At 70.3% G+C, this 22,840-nt stretch carries 29 protein-coding genes; 9 read left to right on the plus strand and 20 right to left on the minus strand.

The window, feature by feature from the left end:
* Positions 1 to 12: 12 nt before the first annotated feature.
* Both ABZ796_RS15165 and ABZ796_RS15170 read right to left on the minus strand, forming a co-directional pair.
* Positions 13 to 1,191 carry a TRAM domain-containing protein gene (locus ABZ796_RS15165; protein ID WP_357337882.1) on the minus strand — a complete coding sequence of 393 codons (1,179 nt, stop codon included), beginning with the start codon at positions 1,189 to 1,191 and terminating at the stop codon, positions 13 to 15.
* On the minus strand, positions 1,188 to 3,203 hold the full coding sequence (locus ABZ796_RS15170; protein WP_357337883.1) for an APC family permease: 2,016 nt from the start codon (positions 3,201 to 3,203) through the stop codon (positions 1,188 to 1,190). The genes ABZ796_RS15165 and ABZ796_RS15170 overlap by 4 nt, the downstream gene beginning before the upstream one ends.
* A gap of 133 nt (positions 3,204 to 3,336) precedes the next feature.
* Here ABZ796_RS15170 and ABZ796_RS15175 point away from each other — a divergent pair, with 133 nt between their 5' ends.
* From ABZ796_RS15175 to ABZ796_RS15195, 5 genes are all read left to right on the plus strand, one after another.
* On the plus strand, positions 3,337 to 3,999 hold the full coding sequence (locus tag ABZ796_RS15175) for a TrkA family potassium uptake protein (protein WP_357337884.1): 663 nt from the start codon (positions 3,337 to 3,339) through the stop codon (positions 3,997 to 3,999).
* Entirely contained in the window at positions 3,999 to 4,670 is a 672-nt protein-coding gene (locus ABZ796_RS15180) for a TrkA family potassium uptake protein (RefSeq protein WP_091041412.1), read from the plus strand. The genes ABZ796_RS15175 and ABZ796_RS15180 overlap by 1 nt, the downstream gene beginning before the upstream one ends.
* A 118-nt stretch (positions 4,671 to 4,788) precedes the next feature.
* Positions 4,789 to 6,639: an ABC transporter ATP-binding protein gene (locus tag ABZ796_RS15185; RefSeq protein WP_357337885.1), complete on the plus strand. Its 1,851-nt coding sequence runs from the start codon at positions 4,789 to 4,791 to the stop codon at positions 6,637 to 6,639.
* Complete coding sequence (locus ABZ796_RS15190; RefSeq protein WP_357337887.1) at positions 6,636 to 8,387, plus strand: ABC transporter ATP-binding protein; 1,752 nt, start codon at positions 6,636 to 6,638, stop codon at positions 8,385 to 8,387. The genes ABZ796_RS15185 and ABZ796_RS15190 overlap by 4 nt, the downstream gene beginning before the upstream one ends.
* A 113-nt stretch (positions 8,388 to 8,500) precedes the next feature.
* On the plus strand, positions 8,501 to 8,779 hold the full coding sequence (locus ABZ796_RS15195; protein WP_160023086.1) for an HU family DNA-binding protein: 279 nt from the start codon (positions 8,501 to 8,503) through the stop codon (positions 8,777 to 8,779).
* A gap of 296 nt (positions 8,780 to 9,075) precedes the next feature.
* Here the strand turns inward: ABZ796_RS15195 and ykgO are convergent, their stop codons facing one another.
* The 6 genes from ykgO to ABZ796_RS15225 all read right to left on the minus strand — a co-directional run bounded on the left by ykgO (position 9,076) and on the right by ABZ796_RS15225 (position 11,816).
* A complete protein-coding gene (gene ykgO / locus ABZ796_RS15200) occupies positions 9,076 to 9,198 on the minus strand; it encodes a type B 50S ribosomal protein L36 (RefSeq protein ID WP_357337888.1) in 123 nt (40 codons plus the stop codon).
* A gap of 6 nt (positions 9,199 to 9,204) precedes the next feature.
* A complete protein-coding gene (gene rpsR, locus ABZ796_RS15205) occupies positions 9,205 to 9,441 on the minus strand; it encodes a 30S ribosomal protein S18 (protein WP_141804807.1) in 237 nt (78 codons plus the stop codon).
* A 28-nt stretch (positions 9,442 to 9,469) separates the two neighbouring features.
* Positions 9,470 to 9,685 (minus strand): 50S ribosomal protein L32, encoded by a 216-nt coding sequence (gene rpmF / locus ABZ796_RS15210; RefSeq protein ID WP_357337890.1) that lies wholly within the window; start codon positions 9,683 to 9,685, stop codon positions 9,470 to 9,472.
* Between the two features lie 31 nt (positions 9,686 to 9,716).
* The gene (locus ABZ796_RS15215; protein ID WP_357337891.1) at positions 9,717 to 10,835 is read right to left on the minus strand and encodes a GTP-binding protein; all 1,119 of its coding nucleotides are present in this window, start codon (positions 10,833 to 10,835) and stop codon (positions 9,717 to 9,719) included.
* Positions 10,836 to 10,917: 82 nt separating this feature from the next.
* Complete coding sequence (locus tag ABZ796_RS15220; RefSeq protein WP_357337893.1) at positions 10,918 to 11,178, minus strand: type B 50S ribosomal protein L31; 261 nt, start codon at positions 11,176 to 11,178, stop codon at positions 10,918 to 10,920.
* Positions 11,179 to 11,258: 80 nt separating this feature from the next.
* Complete coding sequence (locus ABZ796_RS15225) at positions 11,259 to 11,816, minus strand: XRE family transcriptional regulator (protein ID WP_357337894.1); 558 nt, start codon at positions 11,814 to 11,816, stop codon at positions 11,259 to 11,261.
* Positions 11,817 to 11,889: 73 nt separating this feature from the next.
* Here ABZ796_RS15225 and ABZ796_RS15230 point away from each other — a divergent pair, with 73 nt between their 5' ends.
* Complete coding sequence (locus ABZ796_RS15230; protein ID WP_357337896.1) at positions 11,890 to 13,443, plus strand: SAM-dependent methyltransferase; 1,554 nt, start codon at positions 11,890 to 11,892, stop codon at positions 13,441 to 13,443.
* Between the two features lie 31 nt (positions 13,444 to 13,474).
* Here the strand turns inward: ABZ796_RS15230 and ABZ796_RS15235 are convergent, their stop codons facing one another.
* The 5 genes from ABZ796_RS15235 to rpmB form a co-directional block, all read right to left on the minus strand.
* The gene (locus ABZ796_RS15235; RefSeq protein ID WP_357337897.1) at positions 13,475 to 13,999 is read right to left on the minus strand and encodes a hypothetical protein; all 525 of its coding nucleotides are present in this window, start codon (positions 13,997 to 13,999) and stop codon (positions 13,475 to 13,477) included.
* A 6-nt stretch (positions 14,000 to 14,005) separates the two neighbouring features.
* The gene (locus ABZ796_RS15240) at positions 14,006 to 14,704 is read right to left on the minus strand and encodes a TIGR03943 family protein (protein WP_357337898.1); all 699 of its coding nucleotides are present in this window, start codon (positions 14,702 to 14,704) and stop codon (positions 14,006 to 14,008) included.
* On the minus strand, positions 14,701 to 15,687 hold the full coding sequence (locus tag ABZ796_RS15245) for a permease (protein WP_357337900.1): 987 nt from the start codon (positions 15,685 to 15,687) through the stop codon (positions 14,701 to 14,703). Before ABZ796_RS15245 ends, ABZ796_RS15240 begins: the two co-directional genes overlap by 4 nt.
* Before the next feature lie 163 nt (positions 15,688 to 15,850).
* The gene (rpsN, locus tag ABZ796_RS15250; protein WP_357337902.1) at positions 15,851 to 16,156 is read right to left on the minus strand and encodes a 30S ribosomal protein S14; all 306 of its coding nucleotides are present in this window, start codon (positions 16,154 to 16,156) and stop codon (positions 15,851 to 15,853) included.
* Positions 16,156 to 16,392, minus strand: a complete 237-nt coding sequence (gene rpmB, locus ABZ796_RS15255; RefSeq protein WP_357337903.1) for a 50S ribosomal protein L28 — start codon at positions 16,390 to 16,392, stop codon at positions 16,156 to 16,158. The genes rpsN and rpmB overlap by 1 nt, the downstream gene beginning before the upstream one ends.
* Before the next feature lie 128 nt (positions 16,393 to 16,520).
* Here rpmB and ABZ796_RS15260 point away from each other — a divergent pair, with 128 nt between their 5' ends.
* Complete coding sequence (locus ABZ796_RS15260) at positions 16,521 to 16,931, plus strand: transcriptional repressor (protein ID WP_357337905.1); 411 nt, start codon at positions 16,521 to 16,523, stop codon at positions 16,929 to 16,931.
* Positions 16,932 to 16,942: 11 nt separating this feature from the next.
* Here the strand turns inward: ABZ796_RS15260 and ABZ796_RS15265 are convergent, their stop codons facing one another.
* The 6 genes from ABZ796_RS15265 to dut form a co-directional block, all read right to left on the minus strand.
* Positions 16,943 to 18,382, minus strand: coding sequence for a PepSY domain-containing protein (locus ABZ796_RS15265; RefSeq protein ID WP_357337906.1), 1,440 nt, complete (start codon positions 18,380 to 18,382; stop codon positions 16,943 to 16,945).
* Between the two features lie 80 nt (positions 18,383 to 18,462).
* Positions 18,463 to 19,002 (minus strand): cell division protein FtsQ, encoded by a 540-nt coding sequence (locus tag ABZ796_RS15270; protein ID WP_357337907.1) that lies wholly within the window; start codon positions 19,000 to 19,002, stop codon positions 18,463 to 18,465.
* Between the two features lie 57 nt (positions 19,003 to 19,059).
* Complete coding sequence (locus ABZ796_RS15275; protein WP_357337909.1) at positions 19,060 to 19,833, minus strand: DUF3159 domain-containing protein; 774 nt, start codon at positions 19,831 to 19,833, stop codon at positions 19,060 to 19,062.
* Between the two features lie 11 nt (positions 19,834 to 19,844).
* Entirely contained in the window at positions 19,845 to 20,216 is a 372-nt protein-coding gene (locus ABZ796_RS15280; protein ID WP_160023048.1) for an OB-fold nucleic acid binding domain-containing protein, read from the minus strand.
* A gap of 7 nt (positions 20,217 to 20,223) precedes the next feature.
* The gene (locus ABZ796_RS15285) at positions 20,224 to 20,886 is read right to left on the minus strand and encodes a DUF3710 domain-containing protein (protein ID WP_357337910.1); all 663 of its coding nucleotides are present in this window, start codon (positions 20,884 to 20,886) and stop codon (positions 20,224 to 20,226) included.
* Positions 20,887 to 20,938: 52 nt separating this feature from the next.
* Positions 20,939 to 21,391, minus strand: a complete 453-nt coding sequence (gene dut / locus ABZ796_RS15290) for a dUTP diphosphatase (RefSeq protein WP_357337912.1) — start codon at positions 21,389 to 21,391, stop codon at positions 20,939 to 20,941.
* A gap of 73 nt (positions 21,392 to 21,464) precedes the next feature.
* On the opposite strand from dut, the gene ABZ796_RS15295 reads away from it, so the two are divergent.
* Together ABZ796_RS15295 and ABZ796_RS15300 are read left to right on the plus strand one after the other, a co-directional pair.
* Positions 21,465 to 21,923, plus strand: a complete 459-nt coding sequence (locus ABZ796_RS15295; RefSeq protein ID WP_357337913.1) for a DUF3093 domain-containing protein — start codon at positions 21,465 to 21,467, stop codon at positions 21,921 to 21,923.
* Between the two features lie 35 nt (positions 21,924 to 21,958).
* Complete coding sequence (locus tag ABZ796_RS15300; RefSeq protein WP_357337915.1) at positions 21,959 to 22,273, plus strand: DUF4235 domain-containing protein; 315 nt, start codon at positions 21,959 to 21,961, stop codon at positions 22,271 to 22,273.
* Between the two features lie 109 nt (positions 22,274 to 22,382).
* On the opposite strand, the gene ABZ796_RS15305 is transcribed toward ABZ796_RS15300, so the two are convergent.
* Positions 22,383 to 22,673 carry a DUF4193 domain-containing protein gene (locus ABZ796_RS15305; protein WP_040755057.1) on the minus strand — a complete coding sequence of 97 codons (291 nt, stop codon included), beginning with the start codon at positions 22,671 to 22,673 and terminating at the stop codon, positions 22,383 to 22,385.
* Between the last annotated feature and the right edge of the window lie 167 nt (positions 22,674 to 22,840).

Genomic DNA, 22,840 nt, shown 5'->3' on the forward strand with positions numbered 1-22,840 from the left:
ACCCTGAGGCTGTCAGCGGGTCAGCAGCGCGACGGCCTCGACATGATGGGTCATCGGGAACAGGTCGAAGGCACGCAGCGTACGCAGCCGGTAACCGTGCTCGGCGAAGATCGCGACGTCGCGGGCCAGCGCGGCGGGGTCACAGGCCACGTAGGCGACCTTGCCCGGCTCCCGCGCGACCACGGCCTCGACGACCGGACGGCGGGCGCCCTCACGGGGCGGGTCGAGGACGACGAGGTCGAAGAAGCCCTCCTCGAGACGGCCCAGCACGGTGGCGACGTCACCGGCGGTGACCTCGGCGGCGGGGACGTTGCCCACCGAGAGCGCGGAGGCGGTCTGGTCGCCCTCGACGGCGACGACACGTCCGGTGGGACCGACCTCGTCGGCGAGGAAGGCGGAGAAGAGCCCGACGCCGGCGTAGAGGTCCAGGACCGAGTCGCCCGGCGCCGGCGAGAGGGCGGCCAGCACCGCGGAGACCAGCGCCGTGGGCGCGCCCGGGTGGACCTGCCAGAAGCCGTCGGCGGCGACCTCGAAGGAGTGCTTCGCTCCGCCGGCCTCGACCGTCTCCACGACCGTCCCGGCACCGGGCTCGCGGGCGTCGGCGGTCGCGATCAGGCAGTCGTCGACGGGGATGACCTCGTGCGAGCGGTACTTCCGCATGCCGCGGCCGCCGCCCGGGGCGCTCGCGTAGCGCTGACGGGTCCGCCAGCGCAGCCCGTCCACGTCGCCGGGGACGGCCTCGACGACCAGGCCGGCGACGAGCGGGTCCTCGGTGGAGAGGCCGCCCAGCCGGACGAGCTGCTCGCGCAGCACCGTCGCCTTCAGGTCACGCTGACCCGACAGGGAGACATGCTGGAAGTCGCAGCCGCCACACAGTCCCGGACCGGCGTAGGGGCACGGCGGAACGACCCGTTCCGGTGCGGTCGAGACCACCGAGACCGCGTCCCCGCGCCAGAACCGGTCACCGGCGGTTCCCTCGGTGATCTCGACGACCACCTGCTCACCGGGTAGCGCGTGGCGTACGAAGACCACGCGGGAGGCCTCCTCGACCAACACCCGGGCCACGAAGTGACCGCCGTGCGCGACCGGGCCGACCTCGACCTCGAAGCGCCGCCCGACGTACGACTCGCCCTTGGCCGCCTTCGGGCGCGGCCGCCGTCCGCGGGATGCGTTGCGCTGAGGGCGGCTCATCGGCGTCCGCTTCCGCGGCGCAGGCCGGGCGCGAGCCAGTATTCCTCGCGCATCTCCTCGGCGCGCTCCTTGCCGGAGGCGAGCTGGTAGGGCACCGAGATGACCATGACGCCCGGGGTGAACAGCAGCCGGCCCTTGAGCCGCAGCGCCGTCTGGTTGTGGAGCAGCTGCTCCCACCAGCGACCCACGACGTACTCGGGGATGTAGACGGCCACCACGCCACGCGGGTTGGCGTCGCGGATCGCGGAGGCGTACTCGACGACGGGGCGGATCAGCTCGCGGTAGGGCGAGTGAAGCACCTTCAGCGGCATCGGCAGGTTGCGCTCGTCCCACTGCTTGAGCAGCTCGGCGGTGTCGGAGTCGGTGGTCGAGACCGTCACGGCCTCGAGCGCGTTGGGCCTGGTCGCCTGGGCGAAGGCCAGCGCTCGCAGCGTCGGCTTGTGGAGCTTGGAGACCAGGACGATCGCGTGGACCCGGGTCGGCATGACCTTGTCCTGCTCGTCCGCGGCCAGCTCGCGGGCGACGTTGTCGTAGTGACGCCTGATCCCCAGCATGACCACGTAGAAGAAGCCCATCGCCAGGATCGTGATCCAGGCACCGGCGAGGAACTTGGTGATCAGCACGATCACCAGCACGACCGACGTCATCCCGAGGCCGAAGGCGTTGATCGCTCGCGACCGCTGCATCCGGTGCCGCTCGCCCTGATCCCGTTCGGTGGCCAGGTGGCGGGTCCAGTGGCGGATCATGCCCAGCTGGCTGAGGTTGAAGGAGACGAAGACGCCGACGATGTAGAGCTGGATCAGCTTCGTGGTCTGCGCCTCGAAGATGATGATCAGCGCGATCGCCAGCACGGCCAGGAAGACGATGCCGTTGCTGTAGGCGAGCCGGTCGCCACGCGCGCCCAGGGACCGCGGTGCGTAGCCGTCCTTGGCGAGGATCGAGCCGAGGACCGGGAAGCCGTTGAACGCGGTGTTGGCGGCCAGGACCAGGATGATGCCGGTGACGGTGATGACGAAGTAGAAGCCCGGCGGGAAGTCGCTGAAGACCCCGGCCGCGATCTGGGAGATCACCGGATGCTGCTCGTAGCCGTCCGGCACGGCGTTGCCGGCGGCGGTGCGGAGGTTCTCGAGGCGGTGCGGGTCGACGTAGCGGATGCTCATCTGGTTGGCCAGCACGATGATGCTCATCATCATCGAGACCGCGATCAGGCCGAGCAGCAGCAGCGTGGTGGCCGCGTTCTTGCTCTTGGGCCGCTGGAAGGCGGGTACGCCGTTCGAGATCGCCTCGACACCGGTCAGCGCCGCACACCCGGAGGAGAACGCCCGAGCCAGCAGGAAGACCAGCGCGATCTGGTTGAGGGTGCCCTCCCAGCCCGCCTCGGGCTGGATGTGGAGGGCCGCGCTCTCCGCCTCGGGCAGGTTGCCACCCACCAGCAGCATCAGCCCGTAGAGGCCCATGCCGAGGATCGCGAACATGAACAGGTAGGTCGGGACCGCGAAGAACGTCCCGGACTCGCGGACGCCACGCAGGTTCATCGCGGTGAGCAGCACGACCGCGACCGAGGCGACCAGCACCTCGTGGCCGATCAGGCCGGGGATCGCGCTGGCGGCGTACTGCGCGGCGTTGGAGATCGACACCGCGACCGTCAGCACGTAGTCGACCAGCAGCGCGCTCGCCACGGTCACGCCTGCGTTGCGCCCCAGGTTGACGGTCGCGACCTCGTAGTCGCCGCCGCCGCTGGGGTAGGCGTGCACCGTCTGCCGGTAGGAGGCGACCACGGTGAGCATCACCAGGGCGACGACCAGGCCGATCTTCCAGGACCAGGCGTACGCCGAGGCTCCTGCCACCGCCAGCATGATGAAGATCTCGTCGGGCGCGTAGGCGACCGAGGAGAGCGCGTCGCTGGCGAAAACGGGTAGCGCGATGCGCTTCGGCAGCAGCGTCTCGCCCAACTGAGAGCTTCGAAGCTTGCGACCGATCAGGATCCGCTTGGAGACATCACCGACACCCACAACCGCAGACGCTACGGCACATCACGGCTTCCTCGCGCTTCCGGATAGCCACGCCCACCGGGACACGCCGGTGAACACGCCCACTTCGAGGCCGTAGGCGACGCGCGACCCGGGCGAGTGCAATCATGACACGGTGCACGTAGTGATCATGGGCTGTGGCCGTGTCGGCTCGACCCTGGCCAGGAGCCTCGAGGACCGCAACCACACGGTCTCGGTCATCGACCAGAACTCCGACGCGTTCCGGCGGCTCGGACCGGGGTTCAACGGCGACAAGATCGCCGGGATGGGGTTCGACCGCGAGGTCCTGCTCAAGGCCGGGATCAAGCGGGCCCAGGCGTTCGCGGCGGTCTCCAGCGGTGACAACTCCAACATCATCTCCGCCCGGGTGGCGCGCGAGGAGTTCGGCATCCAGCAGGTCGTGGCCCGCATCTACGACCCCGGCCGCGCCGAGGTCTACCAGCGCCTCGGGATCAGCACGGTGGCGACGGTGAAGTGGACCGCCGACCAGGTGCTCCGCCGGCTCCTGCCGGCCGGCGCCGAGCCCGACTTCCGCGACATGTCGGGCAACATCCGCATCGACCAGATCATCATGCCCGAGCCCTGGGTCGGCGAACGCACCATCAAGTTCCAGCGCCAGTCCGGTGCGCGGATCGCGTGGATCGACCGGCTCGGCGAGGGGATCATCCCGGTCCGCGAGAGCGTGATCCAGGAGGGCGACGTGCTCCACATCGTGATGCGCGAGGAGAACACCGCGCAGGCGTACAAGACGATCAAGAACGGCCCCGAGGAAGACTGATGCGCGTCGCAATCGCCGGAGCCGGAGCCGTCGGCCGGTCCATCGCCCGTGAGCTGATCACCAACGGCCACGAGGTGCTCCTCATCGACAAGAACCCGGGCTCGATCAAGCCCGAGCGGGTCGCCGACGCGGAGTGGCTGCTCGCCGACGCGTGCGAGCTCTCCTCGCTCGAGGAGGCCAGGCTCGACAACTGCGACGTGGTCATCGCCGCGACCGGTGACGACAAGGCCAACCTGGTCTGCTCGCTGCTGGCCAAGACCGAGTTCGGCGTCCCGCGCACCGTGGGCCGGGTCAACCACCCCAACAACGAGTGGCTCTTCACCGAGGCCTGGGGCGTCGACGTCAACGTCTCCACCCCGCGGATCATGTCCGCGCTGGTCGAGGAGGCCGTCACCGTCGGTGACCTGGTGCGGCTGTTCACCTTCCGGCAGGGTCAGGCCAACCTGGTCGAGATCACCCTGCCCGCCGACTCGCCCTACGTCGGCAAGCCCACCGGTCTGGTGCCGTTCCCGGAGAACTGCGCGCTGGTCACGCTGCTGCGTGACGGCCAGGTCTACGTACCCACGCCCGAGCAGCCTCTCGAGCAGGGCGACGAGCTCCTCTTCGTCGTACCCACCGAGAAGGAGGACGAGCTCGAGCGTCTCCTGGCCCCGACCGGCCACGGCGGCTGACGCCGCCGACCTCGTACGCAGCAACCCCACGATCTCGGCAGGACGACAGTTGGCTCGCTCTCCCCTCCTCCAGACTCTTCGTCCTGTCCGGGGAAGGCTGGTCGGCAGCTTGCTGCTGATGGTCGTCTCGACCGTCGCCGGGCTGGTGCCGCTGGTCGGGATCGTCGAGCTCGCCCGGATCCTGCTGCCCGCCGCATCCGGCGCCGCTGTCGACGAAGACCGCGCCTGGCTCGTGGTCTGGGTGAGCGTGGCGGCGCTGCTGGTGCGGCTGGCGACCGTTCTCGGCTCGTCCTGGCTCTCCCACGTCGCCGACCTCGACCTCTCCATCCACCTGCGCCGGCTGCTGGTCGCCCGGCTCGGCCGGGTGCCGCTGGCCTGGTTCACCGAACGCAACTCCGGCACCGTCAAGAAGGCCGTCCAGGACGACGTGGCGGCGCTGCACCACCTGGTCGCCCACTCGGTCATGGAGCTCACCGCGGCGATCACGCTGCCCGTGGTCGTCGCCGGCTACCTCTTCGTGGTCTCCGCGCCGCTCGCCCTGGTCACTCTGCTCCCGCTCGCGCTCGGGCTGGTCGGGTTCCGGATCTCGATGCGAGGTGCCGTGACGCTCTACCGTGACTACGACGCCGGGCTGGCCGAGCTCGCCGCGGCCACGGTCGAGAACACGGGCGGGATCGCGGAGATCAAGACGTTCGGCGCCACCGGGCAGGCTCACCGGCGGCTGGCCGAGGTCGCCACCCGGTTCGGCGGGTTCAACCGGGCCTGGATGCGTCACTCCGCGCTCGGGATGCTGCTGATGGAGCTCGCCCTGACCCCGGCGCTGACCCTGGTCCTCGTGCTCGGCGCCGGGATCTGGATGCTTCGGGCCTCGTGGATCACGGGTCCGGACCTGGTGCCGTTCCTCGTCCTCGGGCTGGCGATGACCGCGCCGGTCACCGTCGCCGGCTATGCCGCCCGCGAGCTGCGCGAGGCCACAGAGGCGGCCCGGCGCATCCAGCGGCTGCTGGCCGAGCCGGAGCTCCCCGAACCGGCCGTTCCGATCGCGGCCCCCGTCTCTGCCCGGGTGGAGATCCGCGAGGTCTCCTTCGCCTACTCCCCCGGCGCGCCGCCGGTGCTCCACGACATCGACCTGGTCCTCGAGCCCGGCACGGTGACCGCGCTCGTGGGCCACTCCGGGTCGGGCAAGTCGACGCTGGCCAAGCTGCTGCCCCGCTTCGCCGACCCGAGCGCCGGCCGGATCAGCATCGCCGGGGTGGATCTGCGCGAGATGACGAGCGCGCAGCTCTACGAGCAGGTCTCCTTCGTCTTCCAGGACACCGGGCTGCTGCGTACCTCGATCCGGGACAACATCCGGCTCGCCCACCCCCAGGCGCCGGACGAGGACGTACGCCGCGCGGCAGAGGCCGCGCAGATCGCCGACCGCATCGCGGAGCTGCCACGCGGCTACGACTCGGTGGTGGGCGAGGACGGCCAGCTCTCCGGTGGCGAGCGGCAGCGGGTCGCGATAGCCCGCGCCCTGCTGTCCGACACCCCGATCCTGGTCCTCGACGAGGCCACCGCCGCCGCCGATCCTGAGTCGGAGGCGCTCGTGCAGCGGGCCCTGTCCCGCCTCGTCGCCGGACGTACGCTGCTGGTGATCGCGCATCGGCTCTCGACGGTCACCGCGGCCGATCAGATCGTGGTTCTCGAGGAGGGCCGGGTCGCCGAGCTCGGCAGCCACGAGGAGCTCCTCGCCCGGGGCGGGCGCTACGCCCGGCTCTGGGCCGCCGACCAGCGCGCCCACCCGGCCCCCGCCGGTCGAGCCGTGAGGCCGCCTGCGGCCGAGCGTGTCGAGACCAACGCAGTCGTGATGAGCGCGCACAGAGAATGTGTTGGTCATCTCGACCAGCTCGATACAACGCTCGACACGCCTTCGCCTAGCGGCTCCGGCGGCTCGACCGACAACGGCGAGGAAGAGGAGTCGGCATGATCACCATCGTCCGGCTCCTCGCCGACCTCGTCGATCAGCCTCATCGGCGCCAGCTCGCGCGCGTGGTCGCGATGTTCGTCACCACCGGCGTACTCCAGGGTCTGGCCTTCGCCTGTGTGGTGCCGGTCCTGGACGCCGCGCTGCGCCAGGACTGGGACGCCGCGACCTCCTGGCTGCTTGTGCTCGCCGGCCTCTTCGTGGCCCATCACGTCGCCCTGACGGTGGGCAACCTGGACGGCTACGACCTGGCCTGCGACCTGCTCGACATCACCCTGGCCCGGCTCGGCGACCACACCGTGCGGCTGCCGCTGGGCTGGTACGACCAGGACCGCACCGGGCAGCTCTCCCGGATGGCCTCCAAGGGCGCCACCGACATCGCCTCGGTGCCGGGGCATCTGCTGCGGCCGCTGATCGCTGCCGTGGTCAGCCCGGTCACGGTGGTCGTTGCGATGGCCTTCCTGGAGTGGCACCTGGCCCTCGCACTCCTCGTCGGGGTGCTCGCGGTGCTGGCCACCACGCGGCTCCTGGCGACGATCGTCGGCCGCGGCGAGGGCGCCTACGACGCGGCGATGGCGGAGGGCTCGGCACGTGTGGTCGAGTTCGCGCTCAACCAGCCGGCGCTGCGCGTCTTCGGGCGCACCGTGCACGGCAACGAGCTGGTCGAGACCGCGCTGAAGGAGCAGCGGCGGGCCTCGCGACGGCTGCTGGTGACCGGGTTCGGCGGCCTGGGGATCCAGCTCCTCTCCATCCAGGCGCTGCTCACCCTGGTGATCGCGCTGGCGGTCCACCTCAGCCTCGGCGGGACGCTCGCCCCGGCCACCGCGATCGGGCTCCTCGTCCTCACGGTGCGGTTCGTGGAGTCGCTGATCGACTACGGCGAGCTCTCCAGCGCGCTGCGGATCGCCGAGGGCTCGTTGCGACGTGTCCTCGACGTGCTCGCCCTCGACCCGCTGCCCGAGCCCGCCGCGCCCGGCGAGCCTGCCGACAGCGGCATCGAGCTGCGCGGCGTGTCCTTCTCCTACGACAGCACCGCCCGGGTCCTCGACGAGGTGTCCCTCCTCGCCTCGCCGCGGTCGCTGACCGCCGTGGTCGGCCCGTCCGGCTCGGGCAAGAGCACCCTGCTGCGCCTGGTCGCCCGGTTCCACGACGTCACGGCCGGCTCGGTGATGCTCGGTGGCGTCGACGTACGCGACCTGGGGACAGAGGCGTTGATGAACCGCGTCTCGATCGTCTTCCAGGACGTCTACCTCTTCGAGGGCACCCTGCGGGACAACGTGATGATGTCGCGGCCCGAGGCCACCGACGACGAACTGCGCGAAGCTGCCCGGCTGGCCCGGGTTGACGACATCGTCGAGCGCCTCCCCCACGGCTGGCAGACCCGGATCGGCGAAGCCGGCTCCACGCTCTCGGGCGGTGAGAAGCAGCGGGTCTCGATCGCCCGCGCGCTGCTGAAGGACGCCCCCGTCGTCCTTCTCGACGAGGCGACCGCCGCCCTCGACGCCGAGAACGAGGCCGCGGTGCAGGAGGCGCTGACCGCGCTGTCGGCCGATCGGACGGTCATCGTCATCGCCCACCGGCTCCAGACCGTCGTCGCCGCCGACCAGATCGTCGTCCTCGACGGCGGCCGGATCGTGGAGCGCGGGTCCCACGAGGAGCTCCTTGCCCACGGCGGGCGCTACCTCGACTTCTGGCGCGAACGTACCCAAGCAGAAGGATGGCGGCTCCTCGAAGGCCCGCAAACCGCGTAACCACGCGGGACACGCGGCGCGTGAACGTGGAACATCCCCACGTCTGGCCTACGCTGGCGACGAGCCGCATCTCGTCAACCTTGCGGCTCGGATCAACGATTAAAGGAGATCGCATGAACCGCACCGACCTGGTGAGCGAAATCGCCAAGCAGGCGGAGATCACCCAGACGCAGGCCTCTGCCGCCCTGGGTGCCGCTATCGAGGCGATCAGCGCGGCCGTTGCCAACGGCGACAAGGTCACGCTGCCCGGCTTCGGTACGTTCGAGTCGCGCGAGCGCTCGGCGCGCACCGGCCGCAACCCGCAGACCGGCGCCGAGATCAAGATCCCGGCCTCGAAGGGCCCGGCGTTCAAGGCCGGCTCTGCTTTCAAGGAGCGGGTCGCCAAGGGCTGAGTCCCTTGACACCTGAGAAGGGCCGGATCGATTCGATCCGGCCCTTCTCACGTTTTCCACGTTGAGGCCTCGCGCTATCATATGAGCGATAATCGTTCTCATTAGTGAGGATTGAGCATGGCAAGCAGGTCGTCGGACGTACGCCCCAAGATCAAGTTCCTGGTGCGACGCCACGTCGAGTTCCGCGAGGAACGCTGAGACTCGCGGCGCCCGGAGCCGCCATCTGGTGATCATGGTTCGCGACGCACGACGGCGCCGAGCCCCGACAAGGGACTCGGCGCCGTCGACGCGTTCGATCAGCCCTGTCGGGCCTTCAGCCGCGGGTTCAGCTTGTTGATCACGAAGACCCGGCCGCGGCGGCGTACGACCTGGGAGCCGGGCTGGTTCTTCAGCGAGCGGATGGAGTTGACGACCTTCATGGGGGTCTATCCCTTCGTGCTCGTGTAAGGCAGCAGCGCGACCTCGCGGGCGTTCTTGATCGCCTTGGTCACGGCGCGCTGCTGTTGCGGGGTGAGTCCGGTGACGCGGCGCGAGCGGATCTTGCCGCGGTCGGAGATGAACGTACGCAGCAGCTGCACGTCCTTGTAGTCGACGTAGGTCACGTCCGGCGCCAGCAGCGGCTTGCGCCGTTTGCGGACCGGAGACGGCGGTCGCTTGGGCATCTGATCGGTTTCCTTTCAGCAAAGTCTCTCAGCGGAGCGTGGCGGGGTCGAGGTAGCCGCGCTGGACCGCGCGGAGCGTGGCGGGGTCGAGGTAGCCGCGCTGGACCGCGCGGACCAGGCGACGAGGTACGTCGTAGCTCTGACCGTCGACGGTCACGGGCACGAGCGCTACCGGGGTCGCCTTCCAGCTCGAGCGGCGGTGGCGGGTGTTGCTGCGCGACAGTTTGCGCTTGGGTACGGCCATGGCGGCCTCCTTCGGGTGGTGTTGATGCGATTCAGGCGGCGCGGCCGATGGGGCCGAGCCAGACCTCGAGCCCGTCCCAGGACTCCTCCCAGATCTGGCCGCGCTGGGCGATCTCCTGGTCGGTGAGCAGAGCCCTGTGGAAGGCCCGCGGGATCTGGTCGGCGTCGTCGTCGATGCCGACCACGACGATCCGGGTGAGCCGCTCCGCGCGGCCCCACTTCTGGGTCGAGCCGACGCTGGCCTGGCCGCCGGCGCCGTCCCAGACACAGATGTCATCGGGGCGGGTCGGCACCCAGAAGCAGCCGCGCGAGCGGCGCGGCCCACCGCCGAGGACCTCCAGCTCCTCCTGGAACCGGACCGGGTGGATCGGACGCTCCGAGCGGAGGTCGAGCCGCCAGGCGCCGCCCTCGGGAAGCGGCGGCAGCGGGTTGCGGCGCACCTCGGCCACCCAGGCCTCCACCGCGTGGTGGCGGTGCACGCCGGCGACCAGGCCGGCGGCGTCCAGGAGCGAGGGATCGGTCACCACCGGCACACCGGGGCGGGCGAGGGTCGCGACCAGCGACCCCTCCTCGGGGTCGGGGACCTCGGTGATGCTGACGACGTCGGCGTACTCGACGATCGCGCTGGCGACCTCGGCGACGCCGCGACGGTCGTCCTCGGAGGTCGCCAGTCCGCGCTCGTCGAGAAGGTCGGGACCGAGGAGGTCCTCGGCGACGGTCTCACCCTCGAGCGCCGCGACGACGGCGGCGACGCTGATGTGCGGCGCCATCCGCGGGGCCCAGGCCAGCACCCGGCAGACCTGGATCGCCTCGGCGGCGACCGGCAGGCAGGCCACGATGCTCCCCCAGCGGCCCTGGGCAGCGAGACGCTCGAGCGTCGGCACGATGTCCTCGCGGATCGCGCAGGCGACGCAGGCGTGGGCGAGGTTGATCTCCTCGTGCTCGATCACTCCGCTCAGGTCACTGACGACACGGGTGAGGAGCTGGCGCTCCGGGTCGATCACGTGGCGCACCATGACCGCGTCGGGGAGGCCGAACTGGAGCGAGATGGTCGCCGAGAGCATCGCGCTCTCCGCGACCCCGCTCACCAGGACCACCGGCACCTTCGGGCGCGAGAGCTTGCGGGGCGACCGCGGCCGGGGCGTACTCATCGCGCCACCTCCGTAGCGCAAGCGCCAGAATACGGACGCGGCGCGCTGAGACCTTCGATGGTCGCTCGCTGACGCTCGCTCATCAGCCGCGCCCGTAGCGGCGCTTGAACCGCTCCACTCGTCCCTCGGTGTCCACCACCCGGCCCCGTCCCGTCCAGAACGGGTGGCTGGCACTGGAGACGTCGACGTCGACGACCGGGTAGCTCTCGCCGTTCTCCCAGGTGACCCGCTCGTGGTCCTCGGCGAGACGCTCGAGGATCGTCGACTGCATCAGAAAGAGCCTGTCCGCCGAGCGGTCGCGGAAGACGACCGGCCCGGAGACGGGGTGGATGCCTTGCTTCATGGGGACCTCCCGTTGTCGTTAATGATAACGGTTCTCATCTTACTCACATCGTGTCCCCTTCTCTCGCATCGAGGCGAACATCACTCCTCGGCGGTATGGGTGTGCATGCGTACGCCGTCGCTGTTGAAGATGCTCAGCACCTGCGCCGGGCGCGACCCGGTCGCGAACATCGCGTGCGGCACCCGGGTGTCGAACTCGGCGGCCTCCCCGCGGGTCAGCACCAGGTCGCGGTCGCCCAGCAGCAGCCGGAGCTTCCCGGAGATGACATAGAGCCACTCGTAGCCGTCGTGGACCCGTGGCTCCGGCACCTCGGCGACTGGCTCGTAGGTGATCTTGAAGGTGCTGACCGGCGAGCCCTCCGGAGTCAGGGGCGCGATCTCCATGCCGTCCTTGCGGATCACGGGACGGCGGACGCGGGGGTCCGGGACCGAGGGTGTCACCAGGCTGTCGAGGCCGACGCCGATGTGGCGGGTCAGCGGGATGAGCAACTCCAGGCTCGCCTGGCGCTTGCCCGACTCGAGCCGGGACAGCGTGCTCGGCGACATCTCCGCCATCGCGGCCAGCTGCTCCAGGGTCCAGCCCTTGCTGTGCCGGATGGCCCGGATCCGGGGGCCGACCTGCTTCAGCTCGTCGATCATGTGCTCCATCTCCCATTTGCCGTTTCAGCAAGACTCCTTGCCGTTTCTTCATTGTGCCACTGAACTGGATGACATGAACGCACACACAGAACACCTCGACGTGATCGTCATCGGCGGCGGTGCCGCCGGCCTCTCCGCGGCTCTCATGCTCGGCCGCTCCCGCCGCAGGACCCTCGTGGTCGACTCCGGCCTGCCCCGCAACCGCTTCGCCACGCACATGCACGGCGTCCTCGGCCACGAGGGCATCGACCCCGCCGAGCTGCTGCGCAAGGGACGCGAGGAGCTCGCGGCGTACGACGTGGGGATCCGTTCCGGGCAGGTCGCCCGCCTCGACGAGACCGAGGAAGGAGTGAGCGTCCTGCTGGAGGACGGTGAGCGGATCACCGGCCGGATCGCGATCGTCGCCACCGGCGTCACTGACGAGCTTCCCGATATCCCCGGGCTGGCCGAGCGCTGGGGTGCCACCGTGCTGCACTGCCCCTACTGCCACGGCTGGGAGGTGCGCGGGCGGCGGATCGGAGTCCTGACCACCTCACCGCTCGGGATGCACCAGGCGCAGCTGATTCGGCAGTGGAGCGACGACGTCGTCGTCTTCACGGCGGGGCTGGGCCCGCTCGAGGAGGCCGACGAGCAGCGGCTGCTCTCGCGCGGGATCACCCTGGTGACCGCTCCGGTCACCGAGGTTCTCGGCGAGGGCGACCAGGTCACGGCGGTGCGTACCGCGGACGGACTGACCACCGAGGTCGGCGCCATCTTCACCGCCGGCACCCTGCGCCCGCACGACGGCTTCCTGACCCACCTCGGCCTCGACCGCGCCGACGCTCCGGTCGGCAGCTTCCTCGCCGTCGACGCGACCGGCAAGACCAGCAGCGACCGGATCTGGGCCGTCGGCAACGTCTCCAACCCGATGGCCAACGTCCCGATCAGCATGTGCGCCGGCACGATGGCCGGCAGCGTCGTGAACGCGACCCTGGTGACCGACGACTTCGACCGCGCCGTCGCCGGGCCCACCCCCGCGGACTTCTGGCAGGAGAAGTACGCCGGCAGCGACCGGATCTGGTCCGGCAAGGTCAACACGGTGCTCGGTGACATCGCCGCCGACCTCTCGCCCGGGACCTCGCTCGACCTCGGTTCCGGCGAGGGCGCCGACGTCATCTGGCTGGCACAGCACGGCTGGCAGGCGACCGGCATCGACATCTCCGAGAACGCCGTCGCCCGCGGCCGCGAGGCCGCCGCGGCCGCCGGGCTCGCCGAGGAGCAGGCGCGGTTCGCCGTCTCCGACCTCTCGTCGCCGTCCGACCTCGGCGAGAGCTATGACCTGGTCACCGCGAGCTTCTTCCACTCCCCCGTCGAGCTGCCGCGCACCGACATCCTGCGCCGGGCCGCCGGGCTGGTCAGCCCGGGCGGACACCTCCTGGTCACCTCCCACGCCGCCGCTCCGCCGTGGGCCGACGCCTCCGCGCACGAGCACCGCTTCCTCGACGCCAAGGAGGAGCTGGCCGCGCTCGACCTGCCCGAGGAGAGCTGGGAGACGGTCGTGCTCGAGCACCGCAACCGTCCCGTCACCAGCCCGTCCGGCGAGGAGGCCACCCTCGAGGACTCGGTCGTCCTGCTCCGTCGGCGCTGATGTGACTCGTGATCGATGCGGAGAACCCCGCCTAGGCCGCGCCGCAGCTCTCGGTGAGGAACTCGCCGAGGCGCTCGTAGGCGAGGTTCTGGGCCTCGCTGCGCTCCAGCGGGTCCTGGCCGCGGCCGGTGCGCAGGGCGTCCTCGATCATCATGCGTACGCCCTCGACGGCGGCCGCAGGCGTGCCTTCCGGGACGCCCATCGACTGCAGGTCCGTCGACGCCAGGCCCAGGGCCGTCTCGTTCTCGTCGTTCGGGGTGGTCATCTGGGTCGCGTGGGCGTTCGCCATGGTCTGTACGGCACCGCAGAACTCCTCCAGGGACGCAACCGGGCCCACGGCAACCGGAGCCGACGAGGTCGCGCCCGAAGGGGCCGAGACCGCCGGGGCGTCTCCACCGTCCAGGTCGCGGGTGAGCACCACGACCCCGATCGCGATCGCGATGAGCACGCCGATGACGAGCGCACGTGGCGGGTGCGGGAGCCGGTCGCGCCAGGTCGGCTCCCGCTGCGCCTCGGCCCGGCGGGCGGGGTTGCCGGAGCGTCTCGGGTCAGCCATCGGTGCTCACTGATAGGTGTTGGCCGGCGCCTCGCGCGGCTCGACGGAGGCGGCCTCGATGGCCGTCTCCGACTTGCCGCCCGGCGCGGTGCCCTCGACCCAGCGACCGGTGACCGCGACCCACGAGTCGCGCTCCGGGGCGTCGTCGTAGTCCTCCACCCGGACCCGCGAGGCGCTCGCGTCGGCGGCGCAGCAGGCGATGGCGATGCGGGTGACGTACCAGTTGCCGTTCTCGTCGGTGCTGACGAAGCCGGTGAGACGTACGTCGCGGTCCTTGATCGTCGAGCCGTCCTCGACCCCCGCTCGCCACATGAACTCGGCGACCTCGACATCGACCGGCCCCTCGGAGGCGGGCAGCGGCAAGATCTCGGCATCCGGGGCCGCCGCAACCGGATCGTCGGCACGTCGCTCGGCGAGGTAGGCGCCCAGGGACGGCGGGCTGGCGACGAAGACAATCACGCCGGGCACGATCGCCAGCCAGGTCATCGCCGGGACCTTGTGATCGTGGGCGCCGTCGCCGCCGTCCTCGCCCGGCGCGGGACGCAGCAGCATCCACGCGGTCAGCCCGAGCAGCACCACACCGGTGGCGACCAGCGGCCACTTCATCCAGTCGGTGACGTACCTCAGGTAGCCCTCGCCGAGCGAGAGCCGGAGCAGGACGGCACCGAGGAAGCCGACCACCAAGGCCTGGGTAGTACGGGTCACAGCAGCCACCATCCGATGCCGACGGCGGAGGCGACCGCCGTGATGATCACCAAGGGTACGAAGCGAAGCGCGAAGCCCATGCCGAACTGGCCGGCCTCCATCGAGGCGAGCTTGATGTCCATCGCGGGGCCGACGACGAGGAAGACCAGCTTCGCGGTGTCGGAGAAGGCGGTGAACGAGGCCGCGACGAAGGCGTCGGACTCCGAGCAGAGCGCCACGATGAACGCGAACAGCGCCAGTGTGGCGATCCCCAGCACCGCCTGACCGGCGACGGTGTTGACCACCGAACGGGGTACGAAGGTGTTGACCGCAGCGGCCAGCATGGCGCCCAGCACCAGGAAGCCGGAGGCGTGCAGGAAGTCGTGGCTGACGGTGCCGAGGAACGACCGGTCGTGAGCGTGCTCGTCGCGGCCCAGGTTGGTCAGGCGCTCGAGCAGCAGCTTGCCGCGGGCGAGCATGATCCAGCCCACCGCCACCGCCGTGATCAGCGACGCCAGGAAGCGCGCCAGCACCATCACCGGCTGGCCGGGGAACGCGACCGCCGTCGAGACGAGCACCGCCGGGTTGACCGCGGGCGCGGCCAGCAGAAACGTCAGCGCGACCGCGGGCGCCACGCCACGACGGATCAGTGAGTTGGTCACCGGCACCGCGGCGCACTCGCAGCCCGGCAGCCCGATCCCGGCCAGGCCGGCGACCGGGACGCCGAGCGCCGGGCTCTTGGGCACGATCCTGCTCAGCGCCTTCTCCGAGAGGAAGGTCGAGATGACGGCGCTGAGCAGCACGCCGCCCAGCAGGAACGGGGCCGACTGCACCACGATGGCGACGAAGATCGTGCCCCAGGTGTTGAACAGGTCATGGTCCAAGAGCGGCAGCAGCCAGCGCTGGGAGAGCAGGATGACGAGCAGGACGATCGCCACGACCTCTGTCTGCCCCAGCCGGAACCCGGACTTCTCGGCCGCCCGCGCCGGGGTCTTTGTACTCATGCCGCCGCCTCCGTCGACGGAGAGGAATAGTACGGACGCGGCGGCCTGAGGCTTACCGTCGCTCGCTTGCGCTCGCTCATGGTGCGTGTTTTTAGCACAGCCCGATGGCACGCAGGCTGCGCCTCGCCGATTCGGAATGGTTCCGATTAGGCTTTTCTCGACGTCACCAGCTCGACTTGGTGATCCCCGGCAGATGTCCCTTGTGCGCGAGCTCGCGGAACCGGATCCGGGAGACGCCCGCCTTGCGCAGATACCCGCGGGGCCGGCCGTCGACCTGGTCACGGTTGCGCAGGCGTACGGGTGAGGAGTCGCGCGGGAGACGGGACAGCGCGCGGACCGCCTCGGCCTGCTCGGCCGAGCCCGGCTCGGCGGTGCGGATGAGCTCCTTGATCTCGGCGCGACGTGCCGCGTACCGCTCCACGATCTCGCGGCGCTTGGCCTCGGCCGCGATCTTGGACTTCTTCGCCATCAGACCCGCTCCCCTCGGGCACGCATCTCGGCGACGACGGCGTCGATGCCGCGTACGTCGATCCGCTTGATCGCATGGGTGCTGAGCCGCAGCGTGACCTTCCGGCCCAGGCTGGGGACGTAGTAGGTCTTCTTCTGCAGGTTCACCTCCCAGCGTCGTCGGGTCGCCTTCTTGGACCAGGGGCGGTTGTTGCCGAAGCCGGGGCGGGCTCCGGTGACCTGACACGTGCGTGACATGACAGCCTTTCGTCTTATTGGGAATCGTTCCCATTATGGCACAGCTGTCTCACCTCTCGTCATCGACCGCCCTGCTGACGGTGCCACTGGTCAGGGGATCCATACCGATACCGACTAACATGGCGCCCATGGCACCAACCCAGCAGGTCAAGCGGCGCGCAACCAACCAGGGCGCCGCGGTGAAGGAGGCTCTCGCCGCCGAGGACACCTTCCGCAGCGCCCAGGACGTCTACGCCACGCTGCGCGCCAACGGCGAGAAGATCGGACTCTCCACGGTCTACCGCCACCTTCAGATCTTCGTCGCCGACGGACTCGCCGACGTGATCCACAAGCCCGACGGTGAGTCCACCTACCGGCTGTGCGGCGACGCCTCCACGACCCATCACCACCACCTGGTCTGCCGCACCTGCGGCAAGGCCGTGGAGATCGAGGGCCCGGCCGTGGAGACCTGGGCCGACAAGGTGGCGGCGCAGAACGGCTTCACCGACGTCAACCACACCGTGGAGATCTTCGGCCTCTGCGCCGCCTGCGCCGCCTGAGTCGGACCGGGTCAGCCCCGGCGACGCACCGCGCCGAGCGCGGCGTCGACGACCAGGAACCCGACGAGGCTCACTCCCAGCATCGGGACGAACCAGCCGACCACGGCGGTGACCGCGACCAGGGCCGTGAGTGCCGGCCAGGGCAGCCGGCGCCAGGCCCCACGCGGCGCCGGCCGGCCGAACCGCAGCCCTGCTGAGCCGCGTGGCCGTCGCAGCCACCACATCCGGTAGCCGAGCAGCGTCGTCACGATCAGCCCGATCGCCAGTGCCGCCAGCGCCAGCTGGTTGACGATGCCGAACAGGATGCCCATGTGGGCGCCGATGACCCAGTCGGTCAGCTTGGCCATGACCGGCCAGTCGGCGAAGTCGACCCGGTCCAGCATCGCGCCGGTGGTGGGGTCGACGCTGATGGCGTCGTAGCGGGTCGGCCAGTCGCGCTTGTTCTCCGCGGCCGTCCAGGCGCTGGCCCCGTCGGCCGGCGGGACGAGGTAGAGCGGATCGCCCAGCCCGGCCCGGCGCGCGGTCGCGAGCACGCCGTCGACACCGGCTCCCTCGGAGAAGACCGCATCCGGGTCATCGGCTCCCGCCGCTGCACCCGAGGAATCATGATGCGCGTGCTCTGCCGCGGCGCCGGTGTGCAGCGAGGTGGCCGGCGTGGGCTCGGTCCACGACAGTGCCGTACGCACCTCGCCGATGTTCGCCCCGGCGAAGCGCGACCAGGTCAGCCCGGAGACCGACAGCGCCAGCACACCCAGCAAGAGCCACACCCCGATGACGGCGTGCCACGACATCACCCGGGTACGCCCGGTGGCGGTGGGGTCGGGGGTGACCAGCCGGCGCAGGCGGCGGTCACGGCGCGCCCTGCCGACCCACAGCACGAGCCCGCCGAGGACGACCACCCACAGCCAGCTCGCGGCGAGCTCGCTGTAGTGGCGTCCGAAGGCACCCAGGTGCAGGTTGCGGTGCAGCTCGTCGAGCCACGCCCGGAACCCGAGCCACTGGCCGTAGCTGCGTACCTGGCCCTCGACGCCGGCGGTGTAGGGGTCGACGAAGACCGACATCGCGTAGTCATCAGGCACGGTCTCGTCGGTGAAGACCACCCGGGTGCTGCGATCGGCGGCGGGCGGCACGTCGACGCGCAGGATCTCACCGTCGGGGTGGCTCGCCCGGGCGGCCGCGACCTGCTCCGCGAGCGTCGCCCTCTCGCCGGCCGGCGTGACATGGGTCAGGTCGTGGTAGGCGATCTGCTCGACCTGCGGGGCGATCGTGTAGAGCAGCCCGGTCACCGAGGCGACCAGGATGAACGGGGCGACCAGCACCCCGGCGTAGAAGTGGAGCCGCAGCACGAGCGGGCGGATCGTCGGCCACCAGCCGCGCATCGGCGGCTCGGTCTGCGGCTCGGTCCCTGGCTCGGCCGGTGGGGCGGTCTGGGACTGGATCGGAACGGACATCCGTGGTTCTCTTCTCGCGAGTTCTTCGGGGTACGCAAGACAGCCACCGGGACTCACCCGGTGGTGCTCGCAGAGGGATCTCAGAGGCCGGCCGGCCTCGGCGGTCCTCTTCGCGGAGAGACATGGGCCCACAGGGCCGGTCGCGGGACGATCCGGCGCACCTCGGCGAGGAGCCGGCCGACGGGTGCGATCCGTGGCGCCGGGAGGCTGCGTACGGCCACGGCGAGGGCCCGGCGGTGCAGCACCCAGACCACGACGGAGAGCACCGCGGCACAGGCGTGGGCCAGGAGCATCGCAACACCCTCGGCCGAGCCGAGGGAGGTGCTGACAGCGTGCTGGTGCTCGGCGCCGGGGGCGGCGGAGAATGCGACGAACACCTCGTGGAGCCCCAGCTGGGACAGCCCCGCCAGCGCAGCACCGGCAACGAGGCCGACTCGGCGCTGCAGCACCACGAGCCCGGCGCCGAAGACGGCCCCGGCCGTGGCGACCAGCCAGCCGGCGCTCGGCAGCGTGCCGCCCGCGGCCAGGTGGGCCAGCGCCGCGCCGGTCATGATCTCGAGCGTGGCGAGCAGGGAGAGCCACGCGCTTCCACGCGTCGGTCTCACCACTCGCAGCTCCACGCGCAGCACCGTATCCGAACCGCGAGCTGAGAGTTCGTCGGGCTCGTGGTCAGGGGTTCATCGAGCTCGCTGGACCGGGGTGTGGTTGCGCGCGAGGAGCCAGATCATGGTGCCGTAGCAGGCGATCCGCAGCACCCAGCCGAGGCCGGTGCGGAGGATCCCGAGGGCGAGGATCGCCCAGTCGCGGTCGATCGCACCGCTCCAGGCCAGGAACCAGATCGGGCCCTGGATCGCGGCGCCGATCGCGCCGGGAGCCAGGAAGAGCCAGGTCAGTCGCGAGCACAGCTTCACGATCTGCTTGTCCTGGTGCCACTCGAGCGGATCGCCGCTGGCGACGCCGATGAAGAAGCCGAAGATCGGCCAGCCGATCAGGCACAGGCCGCCGACGACGACGGTGTAGCCGAGGCTGATCAGGATGCCGGGCAGGAAGTAGGCCAGCGCCTGCTCCTCGGCGGTGCCGCCCATGGACTGCGCCAGCCGCACCACTGCGAAGCCGATGAGGATGCCGAAGATGGCGTTCCCGACGTACTGCAGGCTCGAGCGCTGCACGAGCCGGACCACCAAAAAGGCGGCCGCGGTCGCCGCGGAGGCGATCAGCGCGACCTTGAGGTCCTTGACCACCAGCCAGGCGATGGTGAAGACCAGCCCGGGCACGCCGGCCTCGAGCATCCCGCGCACACCGCCCAGCCCGGCGGACATCTGGCGGCGTACGACCGCCTCGACGGTGTCGACCGTCGGATGGTTGTGGTCGTGCTGCTCGCCCGCCTGGTCGTCGGCGCGGTCGTCCTCGGCGCGGCCGTCGTCGGCAGGGGTCTCAGAGGTGGGGCTCACGTGTGGTTGGCTCACTCGTTGGGGTCCGGTATCAGCTCGTAGCGGGGGTTGAACATGATGCGCTGGCCATCGGTTCGGCCGATGCGGCCCTGCACCTGCAGCGACCGGCCCGGGCTGATCCCGGCGATGCGCCGGCGGCCCAGCCAGATGATCGTCAGGGTGCCGGAGCCGTCGAAGAGCTCGGCCTCCAGCGCCGGGACACCGCCGCGGGGTCGCAGCGTGATCGTACGCAACGTCCCCCGCAGCCGCACCGGCTCGCGGTCGGGCGCGTCTGCGATCGAGGCGACATCCTTGGCGACGTAGGCCGCCCGGATCTCGCTCGCGTCGATCGAGGCGGTGTTGGCCCACTCACTGAGCTTCGCGCGCAGCCGACCCTTGGACACTACTGGCTCACTTCTCCACGCGGCGCGCGTTGGGCGGCAGCTTCACCTCGAGCGCCTCGCCCTTCGGCTTGGCCCCCTCGCCACGGCGCACGACGACCCGCTCGAGGAGCTTCTCCCACTCCTTGCCGGCGGTCGGCTCCATCGCAGGGCGGCCCATCATGGTCGCGCGGAGCATCCAGCGCGGGCCGTTGACGCCGATGATGCGGGTCTGCTGGACGGCCGGCTGGCCGTCGGGCAGCTTGACCTTCATCTGGGTGATCAGCTCGGTGCCCCACGGGCCCTCCAGGTCGGCGGTGGCACCGCCGCGCTGCTGGACGTCCTCGCGCAGCATCGGCAGCGACTCGGTCCACAGGTCGCCGTTGCGGGGCGCGGCGAAGGCGCGCAGCTCCATGGCGCCGTCATCGGCGGTCAGCATCACGGCCGCGATCTGCCCGGACTTCTCATCCACCTGCAGGCGCAGCTCCTTGCCCGGGGCCGGGGCGAGCATCATCGAGCCGAGGTCCACCCAGTCGCCCGTGATCAGCCCGTCGGGGACGGAGTCGATGTCGAACGGCCCGATCTCGGGAGCCGCCGGCACCGGCCGCTCGGGGGCGATCCGCCCGTCCGCGACCGGTGCAGATGGCTCTCCCCGGTGGGAGGGCGTGGACTTGCGACGGAACTTCACGACCATCTGCTTTCAGGTTGCGGTGACTCTGTGAGGAGACCTATCTAACACTGATTCCTCAGCGGCTGGAGAAGCCCCCTGTAGAACCGTATCCCCCATCGCCACGAACCGAGCCCGGCAACTCGGAGACCTCGACGAAACGAGCCTGCTCGACGCGCTGGATCACCAGCTGGGCGACCCGGTCGCCGCGGCGCAGCTCGATCGCCTCGACGGGGTCGAGGTTGATCAGCGCCACCTTCACCTCGCCGCGGTAGCCGGCGTCGACGGTGCCGGGGGCGTTGACGATCGATAGCCCGTGCTTGGCGGCCAGCCCGGAGCGCGGGTGAACCAGGCCGACGTACCCTTCAGGCAGGGCCATCGCGATCCCGGTCGGCACCAGCGCGCGCTCGCCAGGTTTCAGGGTCACGTCCACGGTCGTCCGCAGGTCGGCTCCGGCATCGCCCGGGTGGACGTACGCAGGCGGCGGCAGCTCGGCGTCGAGACGGACCATGGCTACTTCGAGATCAGACACAACCCGCACCTTAGATGCTGAGAGGCTCACCCGATTCGTGACTGGCTTGACCGACGTGAAAAACTCACGATTCGTGAGCACCCCGGCGTACGACGAGCGACTGACCGTGCCGCTGCGGTGGTGGGTCCAGGGCGTCATGTTCCTGGCGACCCTGTGGATCGCCGTCATCCTGTGGGTTCCGGCCGCGCTCGCCTGGGGCATCACCGCAGCGATCGCCAGCCTGTTCGCGCTGGCCATGATCGTCTTCGGCAACGCCAAGATCACGATCGCCGACGGCGTCCTGCGCGCCGGGCCCGCCCGGATCGAGGCGCGCTTCCTCGGTGAGGCGGTCGCTCTCGACGAGACCGAGGCACATCACCTTGCCGGGCGTGACGCCGACGCCCGGGCGTACCTGCTGCTGCGTCCCTATCTCAAGCGCGCGGTGCGGGTCACCATCGAGGACCCGGCCGACCCGACGCCCTACTGGCTGCTCTTCACCCGCCACCCGGTGGCCCTCGCGAAGACCGTCAACGCCCTCCGAGCGAGTCTCTGAACGGCAAGCCGCGAGCCATGGCCTAGGCTCGAGCCATGTCCAAGTCCACCAAGGCTGACAAAGCCGACAAGGCTGACAAGGTCTGGGCGATCATGGCCCTCGTCAGCGGAATCGGGGCCGCCAAGGTCACCAACAAGGTCCTCTCCTCCGGCTGGAAGGCGTCCACCGGACGCAAGCCACCGGCCAACCCCGCCGACCCCGACGTACGCCTCGTGGAGGCCGTGCTCTGGTCCGCTGCGACCGGCGCCACCGTCGCGCTCGCGCGGATGTTCGCCCAGCGCCGCGCGGCCAACTACTACGTGAAGTCGGTCGGGCGGTTACCCAAGCAGCTGGAGAAGGACGAGTCCTGAAGCAGGATCGAGTGAGATAGCAGGAGGCCGCACGGATCTTCCGTGCGGCCTTTTGCTTGTCTGACCGGCTTGCGCCGGGCTTTCGCCGAGTCGGCGCGTTTGACTGCGCTTACGCACAGTCGAAGCAGATCATCTTCTTCTCGTCAGCCAGCTGGCTGCGGTGGTGGACCAGGAAGCAGCTCATACAGGTGAACTCGTCCTCCTGCTTCGGCTTGACCTCGACCGCGAGCTCCTCGTGGCTGAGGTCGGCTCCCGGGAGCTCGAACGACTCAGCCGCCTCGGCCTCGTCCTCGTCAACCTTGCCCGAGTTCTTGTCGTGACGACGAGCCTTGAGCTCTTCGATGCTCTCCTCGGACTGGTCCTCTTCATTTTTACGCGGTGCGTCGTAGTCCGTCGCCATATGCGCCACTCCCCTTCTCACTCATCTTCAGTCCCCCCGCGCGCCCCCGAGGGCAGCGGCACGGCCCGTGATTGTGCACCATCAACGTGCATTTCGCACACTCAACCGGATCCGCGTCGCCGAAACGCTCTGTCATCTGGCGGTATTCCCTATCACGGGGATAGATG

It is taken from the genome of Nocardioides sp. NPDC047086 (genome assembly GCF_040643685.1).
Classification (GTDB): Bacteria; Actinomycetota; Actinomycetes; order Propionibacteriales; family Nocardioidaceae; genus Nocardioides.